The sequence below is a fragment of the Bowmanella yangjiangensis genome, assembly GCF_018531185.1.
In the GTDB taxonomy this organism is placed as follows: Bacteria; Pseudomonadota; Gammaproteobacteria; order Enterobacterales; family Alteromonadaceae; genus Bowmanella; species Bowmanella yangjiangensis.
Genome location: NZ_JAHDJU010000004.1, coordinates 138,603 through 160,455, shown reverse-complemented (window position 1 = coordinate 160,455; position 21,853 = coordinate 138,603). Strand labels below are relative to the sequence as shown.

Sequence of the window (21,853 nt, the reverse complement as noted above, 5' to 3'; positions counted from 1 at the left end):
AACCTTAACGGCCTGTAGCTATACAGGCAGTACAAAAACTGTATAATCGAAAAGCTGGCGAGGTGTCTCATTTGTGCTTGAGGCACTGAGATAATAAAAATAAAAGGATAATGAAAATGGCGAAAGGCCAATCACTGCAAGATCCCTTTTTAAATGCATTGAGAAAAGAACGTGTACCGGTATCTATTTACCTGGTCAATGGCATCAAGTTGCAGGGACAGGTCGAATCTTTCGACCAGTTTGTGATTCTGTTGAAAAATACTGTCAGCCAGATGGTGTATAAGCATGCAATCTCAACTGTAGTGCCAGCTCGTCCAATTCCTATGATTGCTAATCCTCCGTCAAACCAAGATAATGACGAGGACTAATCATTCCTTTTGGAGATGACGCTTGTTTGACCGTTATGAAGCAGGTGAGCAGGCTGTACTGGTACATATAGACTTCCCCGACGAAAGCAGCAGAGAAGATTTGCACGAGTTGCAGATGCTGGTTTCGTCTGCAGGAGTTAACGCTGTTGGTCTGGTTAAAGGTTCCCGTTCCAGTCCCAGTGCCAAATATTTTGTCGGTAGCGGCAAAGCCGAAGAGATCGCGCAACAGGTACAAGTATCTGGTGCCGATGTGGTGATCTTTAATCACGCCCTGTCCCCCTCACAAGAGCGCAATCTGGAAAAGCTTTGTAAGTGCCGTGTATTGGATCGCACTGGATTGATTCTGGATATTTTTGCCCAGCGGGCTCGCACTCACGAAGGTAAGTTGCAGGTAGAGCTTGCGCAGTTGAGACATATCTCTACCCGCCTGATCCGAGGCTGGACTCACCTGGAAAGGCAAAAAGGTGGTATAGGCTTGCGCGGTCCGGGTGAAACCCAGCTGGAAACAGACCGTCGTTTACTGCGAGCCAGAATCGACCACATTTTGAGGCGTCTGGAAAAGGTACAGAAACAGCGTGAACAGGGCCGCCGGGCCAGAACCCGCGCAGAGATTCCGACCGTGTCTTTGGTTGGTTATACCAACGCCGGAAAGTCTACCTTGTTCAACACCCTGACTGCGGCTGGTGTGTATGCCGCTGATCAGCTATTTGCTACGCTTGATCCGACTTTACGTAAGATACAATTACAAGATGTGGGCCCGGCTATATTGGCCGATACGGTTGGTTTTATCCGCCACCTCCCCCATGATCTGGTTGCGGCTTTTAAGGCAACCTTGCAGGAAACTCAGGAAGCGGATTTATTGCTACATGTGGTGGATTACGCCGATGAGCAATATAAAGACAATATCGATCAGGTCAACCAGGTGCTGGAAGAGATCGATGCTGGCGACGTTCCGCAATTGACGATTTGTAACAAAATCGACTTGCTAGAAGGCATGACTCCTCGCATAGATAGGGATGAAGAAGGTCGTCCTATCAGGGTATGGTTGTCAGCTCAGCAAGGTTTAGGTATTGAACTGTTGTTCCAGGCGTTGACTGACTGCCTGGGGCGCAGCATGGTACAGTACCAACTGCGAATTCCTCCCAGAGAGGGGAAATTACGTGGCGCTTTATATAACCTGCATTGCATTTCGGCGGAGTCTTATGCCGAAGACGGCGATTGGGTAGTGGATGTCAGGATGCCGGCTAAAGACTGGCATCGCTTGGAAAAGAATGTCAGCCATGAGCTGACCAGCTTTGTTGTCCACAAACATTAACGTCTGAATTATTTTTCTATCAATACGGAGAAACACATGGCTTGGAATGAGCCTGGAGGCAACAATAACGATCCCTGGAAAAATCGCGGCAGCCGCGATCAGGGTCCTCCTGATCTGGACGAGGTTTTCAAGAAGTTCTTCGACAAACTCGGTGGCTTTAGCGGTGGCAATAAGTCTTCCGGTAAAGGTGTCGGTGGTCTCGGTCTGGGTTTAATCGTCGGCATTTTAATCGCCGTTTGGTTTATCAGTGGTTTCTATACCCTTAAAGAAGCAGAACGTGGTGTTGTGCTGCGCTTTGGTAAGTTCCACAGTTTCCAGGAACCAGGTTTACGCTGGAAACCCACCTTTGTGGATACCGTTTATCCGGTCAACGTACAATCGGTGCGTTCCATGCCGTCTTCGGGCTTTATGCTGACCGAAGACGAGAACGTGGTACGCGTCGATATGGAAATTCAATACCGAGTGATGGATCCCTTCAAATATACCTTTGCGGTTGTAGATCCTGATGAAAGTTTGCGTCATGCCTTGGATGCAGCCATTCGCTATGTGGTTGGCCATTCCAAAATGGATGAAGTATTGACTCGCGGCCGTGAAGTGGCCCGTCAGGAAGTGCGTGACGAACTAAACGGTATTATTGCTCCTTACAGCATGGGTATTGAAATTCTGGACGTCAACTTCAAAGACGCTCGTCCACCTGAAGAAGTGAAAGCAGCATTTGACGATGCGATTGCCGCTCAGGAAGACGAACAGCGTTATATCCGTGAGGCCGAAGCCTATGCCAGGGAAATCGAACCCAGAGCGCGTGGTCAGGTTAACCGGATGGAACAGGAAGCCACCGCTTATAAGCAACGTGTCACCCTGGAAGCCCGCGGTGAAGTAGCACGCTTTGAAGAATTACTGCCACAGTATGTTGCGGCACCGGAAGTAACCCGTCAGCGTCTTTATCTGGAGACTCTGGAAGAGGTTTACGGTAACACCAGCAAGATCATGGTGGACAATAAAGGTAGCGGTAACATGATGTATCTGCCGCTGGATAAAATTCTGGAGCGTCAGAACAGCGCCACCCCGGCCCCTGTGTCCTCTAATACCCTGGAAGGCCTGCGAACCAACACGCAAAACCAGTCTGCCAACGGCAACTCGAGTAGCACAGGTTCCAGATCAGACAGATTCCGCACCGGGAGGGAGTAAGGCATGAAAAATTTTAGTATTGCACTGATTATCGTGCTCGTAATTCTCGGCTTCGGTTCGGTATTTGTGATTGAAGAAGGTTACCGCGGCATTGTCATTCAGTTTGGTAAGGTCCGCCGTGACGCCGAGACCGGACAAACCATCGTTTACGAGCCGGGTATCTATCTGAAGTTACCTTTTATCGACACGGTAAAACAGCTGACTTCCAAGGTGCAGACCCTGGATGACGGCGCAAACCGATTCGTAACAGCAGAGAAAAAAGACCTGATCGTTGATTCCTATGTGAAATGGCGCATCAAGGACTTTGCTACTTATTATCTGGCCACAGGTGGATTCAAGGACCAGGCCGAGACGCTGTTAAAGCAGAAGGTTAACAACGGATTGCGCACCGAGTTTGGTAGCCGCACTATTTCCGAGATTGTGTCAGGCGAGCGTTCAGAGCTGATGAACAAAGCCATGAAACAATCGGCTGAAAGCGCCGTTGAACTGGGTATTGAGATTGTCGATGTGCGGGTTAAGCAGATTAACCTGCCATTGGAAATCAGTAACTCTATCTTCGAGCGTATGCGTGCCGAGCGTGCTGCCGTAGCGAAGGAGCACCGTTCTCAGGGTCGTGAGCAGGCAGAAATTATCCGTGCTGACATTGATGCCAGGGTAACAGTTATGCTGGCAGATGCAGAGCGTAACGCCAGAAAACTACGAGGTGAAGGTGATGCGGAAGCAGCCAAGATTTATGCGGATACATACACCAAAAACGCAGAGTTTTACGCCTTCCTGCGCAGCATGGATGCCTACCGTAAGAGCTTCAATAGCAAGCAAGACGTGTTGATTCTTGAGCCGGACAGCGATTTCTTCCGCTACATGAATAACACTAAAGGTAAACAAAACTGATAAAGGGCCCCCAGGGGCCCTTTTGCTATTAGCAAGAGGCCAACCTTGTACCAACATCTGTACCGCCGCTTTCTCGATGCCAATAAGGGTAAACAGCATTTTGCCTGCCACAGTCATCACTACTGGCCAGATGTCACCCGTGATGCCATGCTGCAATACTGGGATGACACGGCGGCACTGGTGGACGACAAATGGCAGCATTTGTTCAGTGAGAAACTGCCCCAAGTACAGCAATCTATTGCTGGCACCCTAAATACCGGCATGCCAGAACAACTGGCCTTTGCTCCCAACACCCATGAATTGCTATACCGCATCCTCAGTTGCCTGGACTGGCAAAAGCCGCTGAAGATCCTCACAACCGATAGTGAGTTTCATAGTTTTAACCGGCAAATCAGCCGCCTGGACGAGTTCGACAATCTCAGCCTTTGTCGTATTGAAACCCTGCCCTTTACTAACTTTGAAGAACGCTTTGCCGAGGCGATCCAATCAGATGACTGGGACCTTATTTTCTTCAGCCAGGTATTTTTTAATTCAGGTCTTGCAGTAAAGGACTTGGAAAGCCTGGTCGCGAAAGCATCCGCTGATAGCATTGTTGTGATCGATGGTTATCATGGCTTTATGGCTATTCCAACCGACTTGTCGGCCATCGCCGGACGTGTCTTTTATCTGGCCGGTGGCTACAAATATGCGCAGGGAGGAGAAGGCTGTTGCTTCCTGCACGTTCCGCCTATTTGTCAGTTGCGTCCCGCCTATACAGGCTGGTTTGCCGAATTCGGCGAACTCGACCAGGCCAAGACAGGCCAAGTAAACTACGCCACCAACGGTATGCGCTTTGCGGGTGCCACCATGGATTTTTCCCCTTTGTATCGTTTGGCCGCCGTGCAGCAGTTGTATCAGCAACAAGGATTAGATGTAGCTACTATCCACGCTTATGTTCAAGGCCTGCAACAAGCATTTTTGCAGCATCTGGATACACTACAGCACCCGGAACTGAACAGAAACAACCTACTGGCACACCAGCTATCTCATCATGGCCATTTCCTGACCTTTAAATTGCAGAATGCAGACAAGGTTCAACAATTGCACAAGCAACTGAACAACCATGGAGTGATGACCGATGCCAGAGGCGACAGATTACGCTTTGGCTTTGCCATCTACCACAATGCGGCAGAATATGATCTTAGCTGCCTGAAGGAAGCGCCATGACCGACACCTTATGGATAGCACTGGCCTTGGTATTAATAGTGGAAGGTATCGGGCCCTTACTATTCCCTAATCGCTGGCAGAATTTTATGCATCAGCTTGCCAGCCAGGCGCCGCAACAGTTGCGCACAATGGGTGGAACTATGGTCACTATCGGTCTGGTGGCACTGTATTTTCTCCTGAGTTGACCGGAAATTTCCCATGGCAGCAAGGAATTAACACTCCTGTTAGGGTATTTCCCGGAAAACAGATGATCTGACTGGTCGAAATTTGATAGAATCCCCGCCTAATTTTCTGACCTCTTTTTAATCCATGGCAAAAAACGTTGTAGTGCTCGGCACCCAATGGGGTGATGAGGGTAAAGGTAAGGTCGTTGATCTGTTAACAGACAAGGCCAAATTCGTTGTACGTTACCAAGGTGGTCACAATGCTGGTCACACTCTGGTCATCAACGGCGAGAAGACAGTCTTGCACCTGATCCCTTCAGGCGTACTGCGTGACAACGTCACCTGTGTAATTGGTAACGGTGTAGTACTAAGCCCTGAAGCCTTGATGAAAGAAATCAAGATGCTGGAAGAACGCGGCGTACCAGTAAAAGAACGCTTGGTTATCAGCGAAGCCTGTCCCCTGATTTTGCCTTACCACGTCGCCTTGGATTTAGCCCGCGAGAAAGCTCGTGGTAATAACCCTATAGGTACCACCGGCCGCGGTATTGGTCCTGCTTATGAAGATAAGATTGCACGTCGCTGCCTGCGCGTTGGCGATCTGTTCTGCGCCGAGACTTTCGCTGCTCGTCTGAAAGAAATTGTTGAGTTCCATAACTTCGCACTGACCCAATACTACAAAGTTGAGCCAGTGAACTATCAGGAAGTATTGGAGCAGACTATGGCTATCGCTGATGTGATTAAAGCCATGGTGGTTGATGTGCCGGATATGCTCGACAAAGCGCGCCTGAATGGCGACGCCATCATGTTTGAAGGCGCACAGGGTACATTGTTGGATATCGATCACGGTACTTATCCTTATGTAACGTCTTCCAACACCACCGCCGGTGGCGTAGCCACAGGTGCCGGTTTCGGCCCGTTAAATCTGGATTATGTACTGGGTATCGTAAAAGCCTACACTACTCGTGTTGGTTCTGGTCCTTTCCCTACCGAGCTGAACTGCGAAATTGGCAATCACCTAGGTACTAAAGGCCATGAATTCGGTGCCACTACCGGTCGTAAGCGTCGCACCGGTTGGTTTGACGCCGTAGCTATGAAGCGCGCTGTGCAAATCAACAGCATCAGCGGTTTCTGTCTGACCAAGCTGGATGTGCTGGACGGTTTGGAAACCCTGAAAATCTGTGTGGGCTACAAGTTCCCAGACGGTACGGTGCGTGACGTACCGCCCATGGCTGCTGACGGATACGAGAAAGTCACCCCGGTATATGAAGAAATGCCCGGCTGGAGCGAAAATACCTTCGGTGCCACGACGTTGGATGCGCTGCCGCAAGCCGCACGCGACTATATCAAGCGTATTGAAGAACTGACGCATGTGCCGGTTGATATCGTCTCTACTGGCCCGGATCGGGTTGAGACAATAGTTCTGCGCCATCCATACGGCGCCTGATAAGACAAAGCCGCATACAAATGCGGCTTTTTCATTTCTATATCTCTAGTTTTAAGCAATTAATACGCTGCATTTTGGTTATGTTGTCTGGCCAGCACCATCTCAGCATTCACCTTTGCCAGCGAGTACAGTGCGATCCCCGCTTCATCCAGATTGCCACTCAGCAGTTCCTCCCTGACCTCCTGTACGGCAGGGGTGCCTCGGGCAAACAGGCTGGACGACACTTCTGGTGTACGCTGCCAAATTGCAATTAAATTGCGCAGTGAGCGATACAGTGTCACATTTTTATAGGCATGCTCATCGTGTAAGGTATCCAAACGGCGGGTAAAAAGTACCCCTGTTGCTTCACTGCCCGGCTCCGCCAGTTTACGTTCCAGCAGCATAATAGATGTCAGGCGCTGTAAAACCATCTTGGTTTCTTCACTTAATGAATGCTGACGATGTTTAGCCAGCAGTGACTCTTGCACAGAAGTGATGTGCTGGGTCAGTAACCAAGGTTCAGCCAGCCACTTAACCAGAGCTTCGTCTTGCACTGGGGTGTTTTCCGCCCCCCCTGGTACTTCAAGCTCCAACATAACGTCTTTCCAACCTTGCAACATACTGCTTGGTTTACCTTGTAGGCCAAACAAGCGTAATTGCTGATCCAATTCGTCCGACATCTGAATTTGAACAGCATTCGGCTCTATAGGTACTTCATTCGCCGCCAGACATTGGACACTCAAAGTAACGCTTAACGTCCCGGCGCACAGACCGGTCAATAATGCACGATATGCTTTCATGTTCTGTTCTCCTGATAACGATTCCTTGATGGCCGTTAAATTGCCATCACACCTAAAAGCGCTATTGGGGAGAAAATTCAGACATGAATTAACGATATTTTTTTATTTTCAATTAAAATTACCCAGAACAAGCACATGCAAGACCTCTTGCGAACCAGCCTGACTCGTTTATAGTCCTTTAAGTCTTTGTTACTGAACCTGACTGGCAGAATAAGGCTTATATGATTACCTCCGCCTCTTTTACACAACAACTGGACCGCTGGCAGTCAGGCGATTCGAATGCCTTCGCTCAAGTCACTGAATTAATCTACCAGGAACTGCATAGGCTGGCCTGTAAGGAAATGGCTAAAGAACGAAAAGGCCACACCCTGCAAGCCACGGCACTAGTCAATGAGGCCTTTTTGCGACTGGCCGATGCTAATCTCAGTTGCAATGACCGGCGCCACTTTTTCTCACTGGCCGCCCGTACTTTACGACGTATTTTGGTCGACCATGCCAGGCAAAACGCCCGCCAGAAGCGCGGAGAAAATGGTCAGCGCCTGACACTGCATGAATCCATGCTGGCAAATTCAACATCGCAAATGGAGGTGTTGGAGTTGGACGATGCCCTCACTCAACTCGCCAGTCAGGACCCTCGCAAGGCTGAAATCATTGAATTGCAGTTTTTTGCAGGCATGACCAATGATGAGATCGGCGAGCTTTTGGGTCTATCCAGCAAAACCATAGAACGCGACAGTAAGTTTGCCCGCGCCTGGCTACACCAGTTGTTGAGTGAGTAGAAAAAACGCCGCTTGATGCGGCGTTTGTTATCCATGGGTGTCTAACTTAAAAAGATTAGACTCGTTCAAAAACGGTAGCGATACCCTGCCCTAAACCAATACACATGGTGGCGAGACCAACAGACTTGTCGTTAGCCTCCATCAGATTGATAAGAGTAGTGGAAATACGCGCACCTGAGCAGCCTAATGGATGCCCCAGCGCAATGGCGCCGCCATTAAGATTAACTTTTTCGTCGTAGCTTTCCAGCCAGCCTAACTGTTTGATACAGGACAGCGCTTGCGCAGCAAAAGCTTCATTGAACTCCGCAATCTCAATATCATCCATACTCATACCAGCGGCTTTTAGTGCCTTTTTGGTGGCAGGTACAGGCCCGTAGCCCATAATCGCCGCATCACAGCCAGCTACCCCCATCGAGCGCAATTTGGCGCGAGGTTTCAGACCCAGCGCTTTGGCTTTATCAGCGGACATCACCAGCATGGCTGAGGCGCCATCGGAAATGGCCGATGCCGTACCGGCGGTAACGGTACCGTTAACCGGGTCAAACACCGGGCGTAATCCCGCCAGCGTCTCTACCGTGGTATCCGGGCGCACAACCTCATCATAATCTACCAGCGTCAGTACGCCATCAGCATCGTGGCCTTCAATGGCGGCGATTTCTGATGCCCAGCGCCCTTCCATCGCTGCCTGATGTGCGCGCTGATGTGAACGGGCGCCAAATACATCCTGCATTTCACGGGTGATGCCATTTTGGCGGCCCAGTAATTCGGCAGTCATGCCCATATTGCCGGAGGCCTTAGCGGTGTATTTCGCCAGGCCTGGGTGGAAATCGATATTAAAGTTCATGGGTACATGACCCATGTGTTCCACACCACCTATGATGTACACGTCGCCCTTTCCAGCCATGATGCCGCAAGCCGCATCATGCAAAGCCTGCATGGAAGAGCCACACAAGCGGTTCACTGTGACCGCCGGTACAGAGCGAGGAATATTTGTCAGCAGCTGGGCATTACGGGCAATGTTGAAACCCTGCTCCTTGGTCTGCTGTACGCAACCCCAAATGATGTCGTCAATTTCGCTTGGATCTAACGCACTATTGCGCTCAAGCAATTGGGTCATCAACTGTGCAGACAATGTTTCGGCGCGCACATTGCGAAATACGCCACCCTTGGAACGACCCATGGGGGTGCGGATGCAATCGACTATTACCACGTCTTTCATGATGTTCTCCCAACCTTAAGCGAAATAGGACTTGCCGGATGCTGCCATCTCGCGCAATCCGTCGGTGATCTGATAAATAGGCCCAAGGGCAGCATACTTGTCGGCCAAAGCCACAAAGTTTGCCAATCCCATACTTTCCATATAACGGAAGATACCGCCACGGAAAGGAGGGAAACCAAGACCGTACAAGAGCGCCATATCCGCTTCGGCAGCACTGGCAACAATGCCCTCTTCCAGACAACGCACCGCTTCATTGGCCATCGGGATCATCAGGCGGGCAATGACTTCTTCTGCATCAAATTCACGATGCTCGATATTAATCAGCCTGTAGGCTTCTGCGGCGGCGGCTTTGCTAGGCTTACCGCGCTTGTCTACCGAGAAGTCATAGAAACCTTTGCCATTCTTCTGGCCCAGACGCCCGGCCTGGTAAAGGCTCTGAATGGGATCATTACCAATACGCTGCATACGCTCAGGAATGCCCTCGGCCATCACACCCGCAGCATGATCCGCCGTATCCATACCCACTACGTCCAGCAAGTAAGCCGGACCCATAGGCCAACCAAAGATTTTTTCCATGACCTTATCAACGGCAACAAAGTCCGCACCGTCCAGCAGCAGTTGGCTGAAGCCGGCGAAATAAGGGAACAACACACGGTTAACCAGGAATCCCGGGCAGTCATTAACCACTATGGGGGTTTTACCCATCTTCAGTGAAAAGGCTACCACCGCTGCAATAGTATCGTCGGTGGTTTTTTCACCTCGAATAATCTCCACCAGCGGCATTTTATGCACGGGGTTAAAGAAGTGCATACCGCAGAAACGCTCAGGCTTATCCAGGCTGGTAGCCAGGCTGTTAATGGAAATTGTTGAGGTATTGGAACAGATGATCGCATCTGCACTCACAGCCTGTTCGGTTTCTTTTAATACTGCCGCTTTGACCTTGGGATTTTCTACCACAGCTTCAATAACGATATCGGCGTCCTTAATCGCACTGTATTCCAGGCTGGGAACGATATTATTTAGGGTTGCGGCCATGGTCTTACCGTCTACCTTACCGCGCTCCATACCTTTACCGAGGATTTTTGCCGCTTCGTTCAGGCCCAGTTGTAAGGCATCCTGACGAATGTCTTTCATCACCGTTGGGGTACCTTTCACAGCCGACTGGTAGGCAATACCACCGCCCATTATGCCTGCGCCCAACACCGCGGCTTGTTTGATATCCTTGCTGGCGGACTTCGCTTGCTTCTTACCTTTGCTTTTCACCAACTGGTCGGCCATAAAGATGCCGATTTGCGCGGTCGCAGCTTCGGTTTTGGCTAATGCCACAAAGCCTTCATTTTCCAGCTTAAGGGCACCTGCACGATCTAATCCTGCGGCTTTGGCCACAGTATCTACCATCATATGCGGAGCCGGATAATGACGCCCCGCCACCGCAGTGACCATAGCCTTAGCCGTAGCAAAGCTCATCATGGATTCATTGGCATTAAGGCTCAATGGTGACTTTTTCTGGTCACGGCGTTTTTGCCAGTCCAGACGACCAGCAATAGCTTGCTTAAGCATATTAATTGCCGCATCACGCAGTTTGTCTGCGCCAACCACAGCATCAATGGCACCATCAGCCAATGCTTGTTCAGGCTTCTTGTCACGACCACTGGTCATCCACTCAAGTGCATTATCTGCACCGATAATGCGCGGTAAGCGCACCGTGCCACCAAAGCCCGGCATCAAACCGAGCTTAACTTCAGGCAGGCCAATTCGGGCCGTGTTGTCGACGACACGAAAATCACAGGCCAGGGTCATTTCACAACCACCGCCCAAGGCAAAACCATTCACCGCAGCGATTGTCGGGAAAGGCAGGTCTTCAAAACGGTCGAATACCTGCGAAGTTTTGGCTACCCAGCTCAGCACCTCTTGCTCAGGTAAGGCGAACAAACCGTTAAATTCGGTAATGTCGGCACCAACAATAAAGGCACCTTTGTTGGAACGCACCAGGGCGCCTTTCACCGCCGCATTGCCTTCCAGCGCAGCGCATAATTCATTGAGTTCAGAGACAGTTTGTTGATCAAACTTATTCACCGACCCGGCGGCATCAAAGACCACCTCGGCAATGCCATCATCCAACAAGGACGCAGACAGGCTGTTACCTTGATATATCATGTTGCTCTCCTTTGGCCATCTATACTGATGGTGCAGCGCCCGAATTGGTCGGAACGCAAATGTAGGGTGGCTCAATTCTTGTTGATGGCGTATTAAATTTCAACCGAAATTCAAACAAACGTTTAAATAATTTATCAACTTTGTAAAAAACCAAATAAAGTCAATCAACTAGCGGCAGGCGACAGCCTGGAGTACAAAAAACACACAAATTAAACACCAATTAGTCTTCTCCCATACTTGATTCTGCGTTGACTATCATTAATCTAAAGGGTCCCCGCTCGCTCAGGAGGCTGGTTATGGTGGTCGTCTCTACAATGCGAAAATTAGTTGCTCTACTGGCACTGATTCCTCTGTCTCTTTTAGCTGACGATAAGCTGGAACGACAGCGCGCGCAGTTTATCGACGCAGAAAAGTGGAGTTATTACCCAGACAGCGAAACTTATCTGGATGCCGTTAAGCAACTAGGCGATTACCCGCTGCTTCCCTATTTAGAACAAACCGCGTTGCTTTCGGGCCTGAAGCTGAGCCGTGAGCAACAAATTGCCGCCTTTCTGAAAGACTATGCCGATACCCCACTGGACAGAGAAGTGAGGGAGAAGTGGTTGCGTTATTTGATGAAACGTAACGATCAGCATCGTTTTCTAACCTACTACCGGGATACCGGTGACGATACACTGCGCTGCACGAATGCCGCCTACCGCCTTGCTCAGCCAGACCTGCGTCAGCAAGCTTTCGCCTTGGTACCCGAGCTGTGGTTAGTGGGTAAATCGCAGGACAAAGCTTGTGACAAAGTCTTCAAGCAATGGAGCGATGCCGGCCATCGCACCGCACCTTTAGTGCTGGAACGTTTAGTGATGGCCGCCGATGGTGGCGACCATACCTTAATTCCTTATCTGAAATCTTTGTTACCTGCGTCCCAACAGTATCTGGGTGATTTGTGGCTAAACGCCAGACGCAACCCAGCTTCAGTGGCTCAGCTAACTAAGTTTCCCAACAAGTACCCTGCCGAAGAACGCCAGGTTATTGTCTATTCGTTGAAGCGATTGGTATGGCGAGATAAAGCCCTGGCGATGAAAACCTGGCAGCGGGCTGCAGAGAAGTACAGTTTTGATGCCGTTGAAGAGCAAGCCGTAGCCGCCGGATTCGCTGTGGCCCTGGCGGTAGAAGATCACCCGCAGGCTGAATTCTGGCTGGAACGGGCCAACCGAGGCGATGGCAATGAAGACATTTTCCGTTGGCACCTAACCCATGTCTTGCGTCATCAGGACTGGCAGCATGTGGCAGATGTTGTGAATTCGGCTCCTGCTGCACTGGAGGAGGATTACTCCAGCCGCTATTGGCTCGCCCGTAGCTATGAGCATCTGAATGACCCGGTCAATGCCAAGCGCCAATATGACACCTTATCCAACGTTCGTCACTACTACGGCTTTTTAGCCGCCGGTAAGCTGGCCAAGTCACCGAATCTGGCCGATACGCCACTGAAGATTTCCGATGAGGAGTTGCTTCATGTTGAAAACCTTCCTGCAGCCAAGCGAGCCAAGGAATTATTGGCGTTGAAACGCTATACGGCAGCACGCCGCGAATGGATTCAGTTACAAGGCAACCTGACCTACCAGCAAGGACTCGCAGCCGCGGTTCTGGCAGATCGCTGGGGTTGGCATGACCAGGCTATCTTTGCCTTCTCTCGCCTTGGCTATTTGGACGACGTTAAACGCCGCTTCCCACTAGCCTTTGACCAGCCGCTGATGCAAAGTGCCAGCAAGCACCATGTTGATCCGGCCTGGGCTTTCGCCATCGCCAGAAGAGAAAGCTCGTTTATGGTGGATGCCAACTCTGGTGTTGGCGCCAAAGGACTAATGCAAATTATGCCGCGCACCGCTCGCGATCTGGCCAAGAAAAAGGTCTCAAACCAGGTGCTGTTCGATCCCGAAAAGAATGTGGAATACGGTACCCAGTACCTGCGTTATCTGATGGATAAAATGCAGGATAACCCGGTGCTGGCGACCGCCGCCTACAATGCCGGAATGAGCCGGGTAAAACGCTGGCTACCCAAAGATGACGTGCCCATGGATGTGTGGGTGGAAACCATCCCTTACAAGGAAACCCGTAATTACGTCAAAGCGGTTATGGCATACAAACAGATTTACAAGCAGCGCTTGGGCCAGGAACAGAATTTGTTTGAAGATCTGGCCAATATGAAAATTTCGGCCTCCATGACGGCGCAATAACCAGGCACGAACGGCGTTTTAACGGTGCCGGGCGGATTAGTAGTTCAGCCCTGAGTATGCTAGTGTACGGGCAAAAATAATCCGCTTCCGGAGCACCTTAATGCAGCCATTAGCATCCCTCTATCCACAGCATATAGCAGAGCTTCAGTCTCGCACGTTGGAAGCTATCCAGCGCGAAGGAATCGACGGTCTGATCATCCATTCCGGGCAGGCTAAACGTCGTTTTCTGGATGACATGGACTACCCTTTTGCCGTTAACCCGCAGTTTAAAGCCTGGGTGCCGGTGCTGGATAACCCCAATTGCTGGTTAGTAGTTAACGGTGTCGACAAGCCAAAGCTGATTTTCTATCGCCCCAAGGACTTCTGGCACAAAGTACCGCCCCCACCGAGTGACTTCTGGGCCGAGCAGTTTGATATTGTCTTGCTGGCGCAGGCTAATCAGGTGGAGAAGCATCTGCCTTATGACAAACGCCGCTACGCTTATATTGGTGAATATATTGAGGTGGCCAAGGCGCTGGGCTTTGAACTGGTAAATCCCGACCGTGTGCTGCACTATTTTCACTTCCACCGTGCTTATAAAACCGATTATGAGCTGGCCTGCCTGCGAGAAGCTAACCGCATCGCGGTGCAAGGTCATGAGGCCGCCAAAGCCGCTTTTTTCGATGAACTAAGTGAATTCGATATTAACCAGGCTTATCTGTCTGCCGTGCGTCAGGGCATTAATGAAGTGCCTTATGGCAACATCGTTGCCTTAAATGAGAATGCCGCGATATTGCACAATATGACGGTGGAAGTGCAAAAGCCTACTGAACATCGCTCGTTTTTAATTGACGCTGGCGCCCAGTTTCATGGCTATGCCGCGGACATTACCCGTACTTACGCCAGACAACAGAATGAGTTTGCCGAGCTGGTGATTGCCATGGATCAGGTGACTTTAGACCTGGTGGACATGCTCAAGCCAGGCATTCCTTACCCGGATTTGCACTTTGCCGCACATCAGAAAATCGCCGCACTGCTAAAGCATTTTGGCCTGGTCAACCTGTCTGCTGAGGATATCCTGCAGCAAGGCATTACCCGTACTTTTTTCCCCCACGGCATTGGCCACCATTTAGGCTTACAGGTCCATGATATGGGGGGGCTGATGGCCGATGACAGAGGCACACCAGCACCACCGCCCGCAGAACATCCGTTTCTGCGTGCAACCCGTCTCGTTGAGGCGCGCCAGGTCTTTACTGTCGAACCAGGACTGTATTTTATAGACAGTCTGCTGGCGGACCTCAAAGGGAGCGAGCAATCCAAGTACATCAACTGGGACCGCGTCGAGCTATTCAGACCATTTGGCGGTATTCGTATCGAGGATAATGTCATCGTACACCGGGACAGAAACGAGAACATGACTCGTGATCTGGGTCTGAATTAAATTCGTTGCACTGACACTTATAACAACAGGAATAAATACGTGAAAAGCAAAATTGCCCTGACTATTGCCGCCATTCTGGCGTCCACCAGCGCATTGGCCATTGTGCCCTCTGAGCAAGCCAAGCGCCTGGCAAAAGAGACCATTCTGGTCGACGGTCACATCGACGTTCCATATCGTATCAATGATGAATGGGAAGATGTCACCGTGGCCACACCCAAAGGTGATTTTGATTATCCGCGCGCTGTAGAGGGTGGTCTGAATGCCCCTTTTATGTCGATTTATATTCCCGCCAGCTACGAAGAGTCCGGTGGCAGCGTACTTTTAGCTAACCGCCTGATCGACAGCGTAGAAGCCATAGTTGGTCGTGCGCCCGAAAAGTTTGCCATTGCCCACTCTGTGGCTGATGTAGAAGCCGCGTTCAAGGCCGGCAAAATTGCCCTGCCGATGGGCATGGAGAACGGTACGCCCCTGGAAGGCAGCATGGATAACCTGCAGCATTTCTACAAACGAGGTGTACGTTACATTACCCTGGCCCACTCTCAAGCCAACCATATTTCTGACTCCTCTTACGATTTACGCCGTAAATGGCACGGCCTGAGCGACTTCGGTAAACAGTTGGTTACCGAGATGAACAACATCGGCATGATGATCGATATTTCCCACGTCTCAGATGATGCTTTTTATCAGGTGATTGAACTTACCAAAGCGCCGGTGATTGCTTCTCACTCGTCGCTGCGTAAATTCACGCCGGGATTCGAGCGCAATATGAATGATGACATGATTAAAGCCCTGGCTAAAAACGGCGGTGTGGTGATGATCAACTTCGGCTCCAGCTTTGTCTCCAACCAGGCGCAGGCATGGGGTAAAAAGCGCAGCGATGCGATGAAAGAAGCGCAGGCAAAAGACCGTGAATCCTTTGACAAACAGTATCGTCAAAACAACCCTTATCCCTTTGCTACTTTGGAAATCGTGTTGGACCATATCGACCACGTGCGTGATTTAGTCGGAATCGATCATATTGGTATCGGTTCCGACTATGACGGTGTAGGTGACTCACTGCCAATCGATCTGAAAGACGTATCTACTTACCCTAACCTGGTTCAGGGTTTACTGGACAGAGGCTACAGCGAAGCCGATATCCGTAAGATCCTATCCGGCAACCTGTTGCGCGTATGGCGTCAGGTTGAGGACTACGCGGCTAAACATTAATAACAGGTAGCTGCGTTAGTCTAATAGAAAAGGCCTTTGCCCTAAGCAAGGCCTTTTGCCTATTCAGCGTGCCATTTCTGGCCAGGGGCTGTACATCATCTGTACGAGTGTTAGGATCGCCGCCCTGGTTGCTTCGGCAAATCTTCTAATTGGCTGAGAGTTCAGCCCTGACCAAGGACTTATCATGTCTAAGACCTATAACACCCCTGAGCTGCAAGCCAGCTATGGTATCGGCTTGCAAATGGGCGAGCAGCTGGCCTCAAACCCTTTCGACGGCCTGGATATTGATGCCGTGCAAGATGGTTTGGCGACGGCTTTCCACCAACTGCCCAGCGCCGTTAGCAACGACGATCTGCGCACCGCGTTCAACGCCATCCATCAGAAAATGCAGGCTGCTAAAGCCGAGCAATCTAAGGCCGTTATCGCCGAAGGTGAAAACTTCCTGGCAGATAACGCCAAGCGCGACGGTGTAGTCGTTACCGACTCAGGTCTGCAATATGAAGTACTGAGCGAAGGTAACGGTGACAAGCCAGTTGCCGCTTCTACCGTGCGCACGCACTATCACGGTACCCTGATTGACGGTACAGTATTCGACAGCTCCTACGAGCGCGGTCAGCCTGCCGAATTCCCGGTAGGTGGCGTGATTAAAGGCTGGACCGAAGCCCTGCAACTCATGCAGGTTGGTGCCAAATGGCGTTTGTATGTACCTTATCAACTTGCCTACGGCGAGCAAGGTGCTGGCGCAGCCATTAAGCCTTTCAGCACCCTGATTTTTGACGTAGAGTTGCTGGATATTCTGTAATATCCCTGGCCGGCAATAATGCTGGCCAAGCACATTTGCTGCGGCGTGCCATAAGGCGAGCCGCTTCAAGGATGAATAATGCGTAACTTGCTATGGATAGTGGCCTGCATAGGTAGCTTTGTCTTTGGTTACCTGGCCGCTTCACGTTCAGCCGAGCCTTCGGGTAGTGCACCTAATGTAGTCTCAGCACCTTCACCGGTCATCACGCCCGTTATTCAGGACGTGGCCAAAGCACCCATAGCTGCTCCCCCCTCCAGTCAGCAACTAGAACAAGATCACAGCTCGGCTCTCAGTGTCGACCTGGAAAAACAGCTGCAAGCGCAACAGCGCACCATCGACAAACAGCGAGTGCAGTTGCGAAAAATACTGAACAGTAAGGCCTATCAAAAGGCACTGGCGGAAACTATACAAGTGACCAATGAAGATGTTGAGCAAGATAACTTGCCAGAACCCTTCAAATCATTTGTAGAAAGGCTGGACGGTCATATTGCCGAGCAATATCTGACGTTGATCAATGAGCCTCAGGATCAAGACGAGGTTTATATGCTGAAGCAAAACATTGCAGATTTTCTGCAAATGCATGAACTGTCTCATTTGTACGAGATAGAAAATGTCCGTTGCAGCCAATCGGTCTGCGAGATCCGCGGTTTAAAAGATACAGATTCGTTGCGTATTGCGTTAGATGCACTGAGTAAGCAGCCTTTCTGGCGACAGAATTTTAATTCCACTTCTTCCTCCAGCTCAAACAGCAAAGAACATGGTAAGTACTTATACCTACTGGCAGGACGTAAGGTAGTCTCTATCCCAAAATAGTAAAAATCCACCTGCATAGCAGGTGGCTTTGCTTAAGGGCACCCTAGAAGGGTGCCTTTCTACTCAAGAAAGTGCTAAGCGCTGTTGACGCTCCTCTTCCTCTTTGGCTTGTTTATCCTGATACTTCACATAACGGCGAATGATGTCTTCGTTAGCACCTACCGAATCGACAAAGTATCCTCTTTGCCAAAAATGGTTTCCCCACAATTTCTTCTTCCGCAGATAAGGGAATTTGTTGAACAATCTGATGGCTGTTCGACCTTTTAATGTCCCCATCAACTCTGACACGCTTAAACTCGGTGGCGTTCTCACCACCAAGTGAACATGGTCAACTTGAACATTCAGTTCAACCACCACACACTTTTTCATGCTGCAAAAGACATAGATACTTCGGTAAAGCTCTTTGCCTACCTGACCTTTCAAAATCTTGTATCTATACTTCGGCGTCCACACGATGTGATACTGACAACGATAGAATACGTGTGAGGCGGATTCATATCGGCTCATGCTATTTACTCCTTTTATTTGCTGGTAACAAACAAAAGTCAGTATCTAGCATGAGCACTCTACGGGCACAGCCCCGACTGGACGATCACCACCTCCATAGGAGGTGGTTTAAGACTGACAACAAAAGGCCTGAATCATCAGGCCTTTTTATTAGTATCTACAACCACAATCAGGCGGCGCGGCTAACCAACAGTGCTTCAACCAGATAGTTGTAAGCACCTTCGCCGATTTGTGCAGCAATAGCCTCGATATCCGGTGAGAAGTAGCGGTCGTGATCATAAAAAGCCACGCGCTCCCGCACCAGGCCATAGCCCTGCTCTACCTTTGGACTGGACAGCAATGGACGGCGAAAATCCATGCCCTGAGCGGCAGCCAGTAGCTCTACCGCCAGAATACCGCGGGTATTCTCAGCCATATCCGCCAGACGACGACCGGCAAAGGTAGCCATAGACACATGGTCTTCCTGATTTGCCGAGGTTGGCAAACTGTCCACCGAGGCTGGATGAGCAAAGGTTTTATTTTCCGATGCCAGTGCCGCCGCAGTGACCTGGGCCAGCATAAAGCCGGAGTTTACCCCGCCGTTATTGACCAAAAAGGGCGGCAGCTTAGACAAGCCGCTGTCAATCAACAGCGCCATACGACGCTCAGACAAGGCACCGATTTCGGCAATGGCCAGCGCCAGGTTGTCTGCAGCCATCGCCACCGGTTCAGCATGGAAGTTACCGCCGGAGATAATGTCATCGCCAAACACCAGTGGATTATCGGTGACGCCATTGGCCTCAATTAACAACACCTCTGCGGCCTGGCGCATCTGAGTTAAACACGCGCCCATGACCTGCGGTTGACAGCGCAGTGAGTAAGGATCCTGGACCTTTTCACAATCATGATGGGACTCGCCGATTTGTGAGCTGTCGCCGAGCAAGTCACGGTACGCAGCAGCCATATCAATCTGGCCACGCTGACCACGGGCTTCATGAATACGCGCATCAAATGGCGCACGGCTACCCAGCGCCGCTTCCACACACATAGCGCCACCAACTGTGGCCGCTGCCAGCAGATCTTCTGCATAGAACAAGCCTTCCAGGGCAAAAGCGGTGGAGGCTTGGGTACCGTTTAACAACGCCAGGCCCTCTTTCGGCGCGAAAGTTACCGGCTCTAGCCCGGCTATTTTCAGACCTTCAGCGCCGGTCAGTTTCTCGCCTTTGTGGCGCACATGGCCTTCGCCCATCAACGGCATACTCATATGTGCCAATGGGGCTAAATCGCCACTGGCGCCTACCGAACCTTTTTTCGGTACGCAGGGGTACACTTCGGCATTTAACAAGGCGATCAGGTTTTCTATCACCTGTAAGCGGATACCGGAGAAACCGCGGGCCAGGCTATTGATTTTCAGCAACATCATCAGCCGTACTGTGCTGTCATCCATTAACTGGCCGGTACCAGCCGCATGGGAAAGTACGATACTACGTTGCAGCAGTTCCAGCTCTTCGGGTTTGATTCTGGTATTAGCCAGCAAGCCAAATCCGGTGTTGATACCGTAAACCACCCGACCTTCATCGAGGATTTTTTTCACTGTGGCCGCCGAGGCATTAATCACAGGCTTGGCCTGTTCTTCCAGTTCAATGGTCATCGACTCGCGGCTGGCGGCGCGAAGCTGCGCTAAGGTCAGTTTTCCGGGTTGGAGTTTTAGCGTGGCCATTATTTGCTCTCCAGCATAGGTAGATCCAGGCCGTGCTCTTTGGCACAGCGTTTAGCAACGTCATATCCCGCGTCAGCATGGCGCATTACGCCGGTTGCCGGATCATTCCACAATACCCGGCCCACCCGCTTGGCAGCCGCGTCAGTACCGTCACATAAAATCACTACACCGGCATGCTGGGAAAAGCCCATGCCCACACCGCCGCCATGATGCAAACTGACCCAGGTGGCGCCACCTGCGGTGGACAGTAATGCATTCAGCAGTGGCCAGTCGGATACCGCATCCGAACCGTCCAGCATGCTCTCAGTTTCACGGTTAGGGCTGGCAACCGAGCCTGAGTCCAGATGGTCACGACCAATCACCACAGGCGCTTTAAGCTCACCGTTTTTCACCATCTCATTAAAGGCCAGGGCCACACGAGCTCGGTCTTTCAACCCAATCCAGCAAATACGGGCGGGCAAACCCTGGAACTGAATGCGCTCACGGGCCATATCCAGCCAGTTATGCAAATGCGCGTTATCGGGGATCAATTCTTTGACCTTCTGGTCGGTTTTATAGATATCTTCCGGGTCACCAGACAGCGCTGCCCAGCGGAACGGTCCGATACCTTCACAGAACAGCGGACGGATATACGCCGGTACAAAGCCAGGGAAATCAAAGGCATTGACCACCCCTTCTTCAAAGGCCATCTGGCGGATATTGTTGCCATAGTCCAAGGTGGCTGCGCCGCGCTCCTGCAAGGTCAGCATGGCGCGCACCTGCACGGCCATAGACTGCTTCGCCGCTTTAACTACCGCGGCTTCATCCTGTTGGCGCATGCTCGCCGCCTGTTCCATAGTCCAGCCCTGCGGCAGATAACCATTTAACGGGTCATGTGCAGAGGTTTGATCGGTCACCACATCCGGGGTGATATTGCGCTCTACCAGTTCGGCAAACACATCAGCAGCATTGCCCAGCAAGCCTACTGATACCGGGCTGTCTGAGGCGTTAATCATGGCCAGGGCTTCATCCAAGGTCGCGGCCTTTTTATCCAGGTAACGGGTGCGCAGGCGAAAATCGATACGAGTTTCATCCACATCCACTGCCAGCATAGAAAAACCGGCCATGGTGGCCGCTAGCGGCTGCGCACCGCCCATGCCACCAAGCCCCCCAGTAAGTACCCACTTCCCTTTTGCTTCACCGCTGAAGTGCTGTCTTGCCACAGCACCAAAGGTTTCGTAGGTACCCTGCACTATGCCCTGACTGCCGATGTAAATCCAGCTACCGGCGGTCATCTGGCCGTACATCATCAGACCTTGCTTATCCAACTCGTTAAAATGCTCCCAGGTGGCCCAGTGTGGCACCAGATTGGAGTTGGCAATGAGCACCCGAGGCGCGTCTTCGTGAGTTTTAAATACCCCGACAGGTTTACCTGACTGCACCAGCAAAGACTCGTCCAGTTCCAGGCGCTGCAATACTTCAACAATTTTATCGAAACACTGCCAATCACGCGCAGCCCGGCCAATACCGCCGTACACCACCAGATCTTCCGGGCGTTCGGCCACGTCTGGGTCGAGATTGTTCATCAACATGCGCAGGGCGGCCTCGGCCTGCCAGTGCTTGCAGCTTAGTTGGCTGCCATGGGGCGCGCGGATCACCCGCGATGGATCATGTCGGTTGCTCATG

General features: G+C 51.0%; 19 protein-coding genes. 13 read left to right on the top strand and 6 right to left on the bottom strand.

Annotated features, from left to right (window positions below; translation table 11 throughout):
* Window positions 1-116: 116 nt before the first annotated feature.
* From hfq to KJY73_RS20290, 7 genes are all read left to right on the top strand, one after another.
* Window positions 117-368, top strand: a complete 252-nt coding sequence (hfq, locus tag KJY73_RS20320) for an RNA chaperone Hfq (protein WP_206593063.1) — start codon at window positions 117-119, stop codon at window positions 366-368.
* A 22-nt stretch (window positions 369-390) separates the two neighbouring features.
* Window positions 391-1,683, top strand: coding sequence for a ribosome rescue GTPase HflX (gene hflX / locus KJY73_RS20315; protein WP_214345465.1), 1,293 nt, complete (start codon window positions 391-393; stop codon window positions 1,681-1,683).
* 36 nt (window positions 1,684-1,719) lie between these two features.
* On the top strand, window positions 1,720-2,871 hold the full coding sequence (gene hflK / locus KJY73_RS20310; protein ID WP_214345464.1) for an FtsH protease activity modulator HflK: 1,152 nt from the start codon (window positions 1,720-1,722) through the stop codon (window positions 2,869-2,871).
* Window positions 2,872-2,874: 3 nt separating this feature from the next.
* The gene (gene hflC / locus KJY73_RS20305) at window positions 2,875-3,762 is read left to right on the top strand and encodes a protease modulator HflC (RefSeq protein WP_214345463.1); all 888 of its coding nucleotides are present in this window, start codon (window positions 2,875-2,877) and stop codon (window positions 3,760-3,762) included.
* Window positions 3,763-3,807: 45 nt separating this feature from the next.
* On the top strand, window positions 3,808-4,968 hold the full coding sequence (locus KJY73_RS20300) for an aminotransferase class V-fold PLP-dependent enzyme (RefSeq protein WP_214345462.1): 1,161 nt from the start codon (window positions 3,808-3,810) through the stop codon (window positions 4,966-4,968).
* Window positions 4,965-5,153 (top strand): DUF2065 domain-containing protein, encoded by a 189-nt coding sequence (locus KJY73_RS20295; RefSeq protein ID WP_206593058.1) that lies wholly within the window; start codon window positions 4,965-4,967, stop codon window positions 5,151-5,153. The genes KJY73_RS20300 and KJY73_RS20295 overlap by 4 nt, the downstream gene beginning before the upstream one ends.
* 124 nt (window positions 5,154-5,277) lie before the next feature.
* Complete coding sequence (locus tag KJY73_RS20290) at window positions 5,278-6,576, top strand: adenylosuccinate synthase (protein ID WP_214345461.1); 1,299 nt, start codon at window positions 5,278-5,280, stop codon at window positions 6,574-6,576.
* Window positions 6,577-6,635: 59 nt separating this feature from the next.
* On the opposite strand, the gene KJY73_RS20285 is transcribed toward KJY73_RS20290, so the two are convergent.
* Window positions 6,636-7,355, bottom strand: coding sequence for a hypothetical protein (locus KJY73_RS20285; protein WP_214345460.1), 720 nt, complete (start codon window positions 7,353-7,355; stop codon window positions 6,636-6,638).
* Between the two features lie 221 nt (window positions 7,356-7,576).
* On the opposite strand from KJY73_RS20285, the gene KJY73_RS20280 reads away from it, so the two are divergent.
* On the top strand, window positions 7,577-8,134 hold the full coding sequence (locus KJY73_RS20280; RefSeq protein WP_214345459.1) for a sigma-70 family RNA polymerase sigma factor: 558 nt from the start codon (window positions 7,577-7,579) through the stop codon (window positions 8,132-8,134).
* Between the two features lie 55 nt (window positions 8,135-8,189).
* Here the strand turns inward: KJY73_RS20280 and fadA are convergent, their stop codons facing one another.
* Together fadA and fadB are read right to left on the bottom strand one after the other, a co-directional pair.
* The gene (gene fadA / locus KJY73_RS20275; RefSeq protein WP_214345458.1) at window positions 8,190-9,353 is read right to left on the bottom strand and encodes an acetyl-CoA C-acyltransferase FadA; all 1,164 of its coding nucleotides are present in this window, start codon (window positions 9,351-9,353) and stop codon (window positions 8,190-8,192) included.
* 15 nt (window positions 9,354-9,368) lie between these two features.
* Entirely contained in the window at window positions 9,369-11,510 is a 2,142-nt protein-coding gene (gene fadB, locus KJY73_RS20270; RefSeq protein WP_214345457.1) for a fatty acid oxidation complex subunit alpha FadB, read from the bottom strand.
* A 296-nt stretch (window positions 11,511-11,806) separates the two neighbouring features.
* Here fadB and KJY73_RS20265 point away from each other — a divergent pair, with 296 nt between their 5' ends.
* From KJY73_RS20265 to KJY73_RS20245, 5 genes are all read left to right on the top strand, one after another.
* Window positions 11,807-13,738: a lytic transglycosylase domain-containing protein gene (locus KJY73_RS20265; RefSeq protein ID WP_232848795.1), complete on the top strand. Its 1,932-nt coding sequence runs from the start codon at window positions 11,807-11,809 to the stop codon at window positions 13,736-13,738.
* A gap of 100 nt (window positions 13,739-13,838) precedes the next feature.
* Window positions 13,839-15,158 carry a Xaa-Pro dipeptidase gene (pepQ, locus tag KJY73_RS20260; RefSeq protein WP_214345456.1) on the top strand — a complete coding sequence of 440 codons (1,320 nt, stop codon included), beginning with the start codon at window positions 13,839-13,841 and terminating at the stop codon, window positions 15,156-15,158.
* Window positions 15,159-15,197: 39 nt separating this feature from the next.
* Entirely contained in the window at window positions 15,198-16,367 is a 1,170-nt protein-coding gene (locus tag KJY73_RS20255) for a dipeptidase (RefSeq protein WP_214345455.1), read from the top strand.
* 184 nt (window positions 16,368-16,551) lie between these two features.
* Entirely contained in the window at window positions 16,552-17,169 is a 618-nt protein-coding gene (locus KJY73_RS20250) for an FKBP-type peptidyl-prolyl cis-trans isomerase (protein ID WP_214345454.1), read from the top strand.
* A gap of 78 nt (window positions 17,170-17,247) precedes the next feature.
* Window positions 17,248-17,982 carry a hypothetical protein gene (locus KJY73_RS20245; protein ID WP_214345453.1) on the top strand — a complete coding sequence of 245 codons (735 nt, stop codon included), beginning with the start codon at window positions 17,248-17,250 and terminating at the stop codon, window positions 17,980-17,982.
* 63 nt (window positions 17,983-18,045) lie between these two features.
* On the opposite strand, the gene tnpA is transcribed toward KJY73_RS20245, so the two are convergent.
* The 3 genes from tnpA to hutU form a co-directional block, all read right to left on the bottom strand.
* The gene (gene tnpA / locus KJY73_RS20240; RefSeq protein ID WP_214345452.1) at window positions 18,046-18,489 is read right to left on the bottom strand and encodes an IS200/IS605 family transposase; all 444 of its coding nucleotides are present in this window, start codon (window positions 18,487-18,489) and stop codon (window positions 18,046-18,048) included.
* 169 nt (window positions 18,490-18,658) lie between these two features.
* Window positions 18,659-20,188 (bottom strand): histidine ammonia-lyase, encoded by a 1,530-nt coding sequence (gene hutH, locus KJY73_RS20235; protein ID WP_214345451.1) that lies wholly within the window; start codon window positions 20,186-20,188, stop codon window positions 18,659-18,661.
* Window positions 20,188-21,852 (bottom strand): urocanate hydratase, encoded by a 1,665-nt coding sequence (gene hutU / locus KJY73_RS20230; RefSeq protein WP_214345450.1) that lies wholly within the window; start codon window positions 21,850-21,852, stop codon window positions 20,188-20,190. Before hutU ends, hutH begins: the two co-directional genes overlap by 1 nt.
* Window position 21,853 lies beyond the last annotated feature (1 nt).

What these genes read in the sequence shown, in the direction of transcription:
- hfq (WP_206593063.1), top strand. Translation starts at nt 117, where the DNA reads ATGGCGAAAGGCCAATCACTGCAAGATCCCTTTTTAAATGCATTGAGA.
- hflK (WP_214345464.1), top strand. Translation starts at nt 1,720, where the DNA reads ATGGCTTGGAATGAGCCTGGAGGCAACAATAACGATCCCTGGAAAAAT.
- hflC (WP_214345463.1), top strand. Translation starts at nt 2,875, where the DNA reads ATGAAAAATTTTAGTATTGCACTGATTATCGTGCTCGTAATTCTCGGC.
- KJY73_RS20295 (WP_206593058.1), top strand. Translation starts at nt 4,965, where the DNA reads ATGACCGACACCTTATGGATAGCACTGGCCTTGGTATTAATAGTGGAA.
- KJY73_RS20290 (WP_214345461.1), top strand. Translation starts at nt 5,278, where the DNA reads ATGGCAAAAAACGTTGTAGTGCTCGGCACCCAATGGGGTGATGAGGGT.
- KJY73_RS20285 (WP_214345460.1), bottom strand. Translation starts at nt 7,355, where the DNA reads ATGAAAGCATATCGTGCATTATTGACCGGTCTGTGCGCCGGGACGTTA.
- KJY73_RS20280 (WP_214345459.1), top strand. Translation starts at nt 7,577, where the DNA reads ATGATTACCTCCGCCTCTTTTACACAACAACTGGACCGCTGGCAGTCA.
- fadA (WP_214345458.1), bottom strand. Translation starts at nt 9,353, where the DNA reads ATGAAAGACGTGGTAATAGTCGATTGCATCCGCACCCCCATGGGTCGT.
- fadB (WP_214345457.1), bottom strand. Translation starts at nt 11,510, where the DNA reads ATGATATATCAAGGTAACAGCCTGTCTGCGTCCTTGTTGGATGATGGC.
- KJY73_RS20265 (WP_232848795.1), top strand. Translation starts at nt 11,807, where the DNA reads ATGGTGGTCGTCTCTACAATGCGAAAATTAGTTGCTCTACTGGCACTG.
- pepQ (WP_214345456.1), top strand. Translation starts at nt 13,839, where the DNA reads ATGCAGCCATTAGCATCCCTCTATCCACAGCATATAGCAGAGCTTCAG.
- KJY73_RS20250 (WP_214345454.1), top strand. Translation starts at nt 16,552, where the DNA reads ATGTCTAAGACCTATAACACCCCTGAGCTGCAAGCCAGCTATGGTATC.
- KJY73_RS20245 (WP_214345453.1), top strand. Translation starts at nt 17,248, where the DNA reads ATGCGTAACTTGCTATGGATAGTGGCCTGCATAGGTAGCTTTGTCTTT.
- tnpA (WP_214345452.1), bottom strand. Translation starts at nt 18,489, where the DNA reads ATGAGCCGATATGAATCCGCCTCACACGTATTCTATCGTTGTCAGTAT.
- hutH (WP_214345451.1), bottom strand. Translation starts at nt 20,188, where the DNA reads ATGGCCACGCTAAAACTCCAACCCGGAAAACTGACCTTAGCGCAGCTT.
- hutU (WP_214345450.1), bottom strand. Translation starts at nt 21,852, where the DNA reads ATGAGCAACCGACATGATCCATCGCGGGTGATCCGCGCGCCCCATGGC.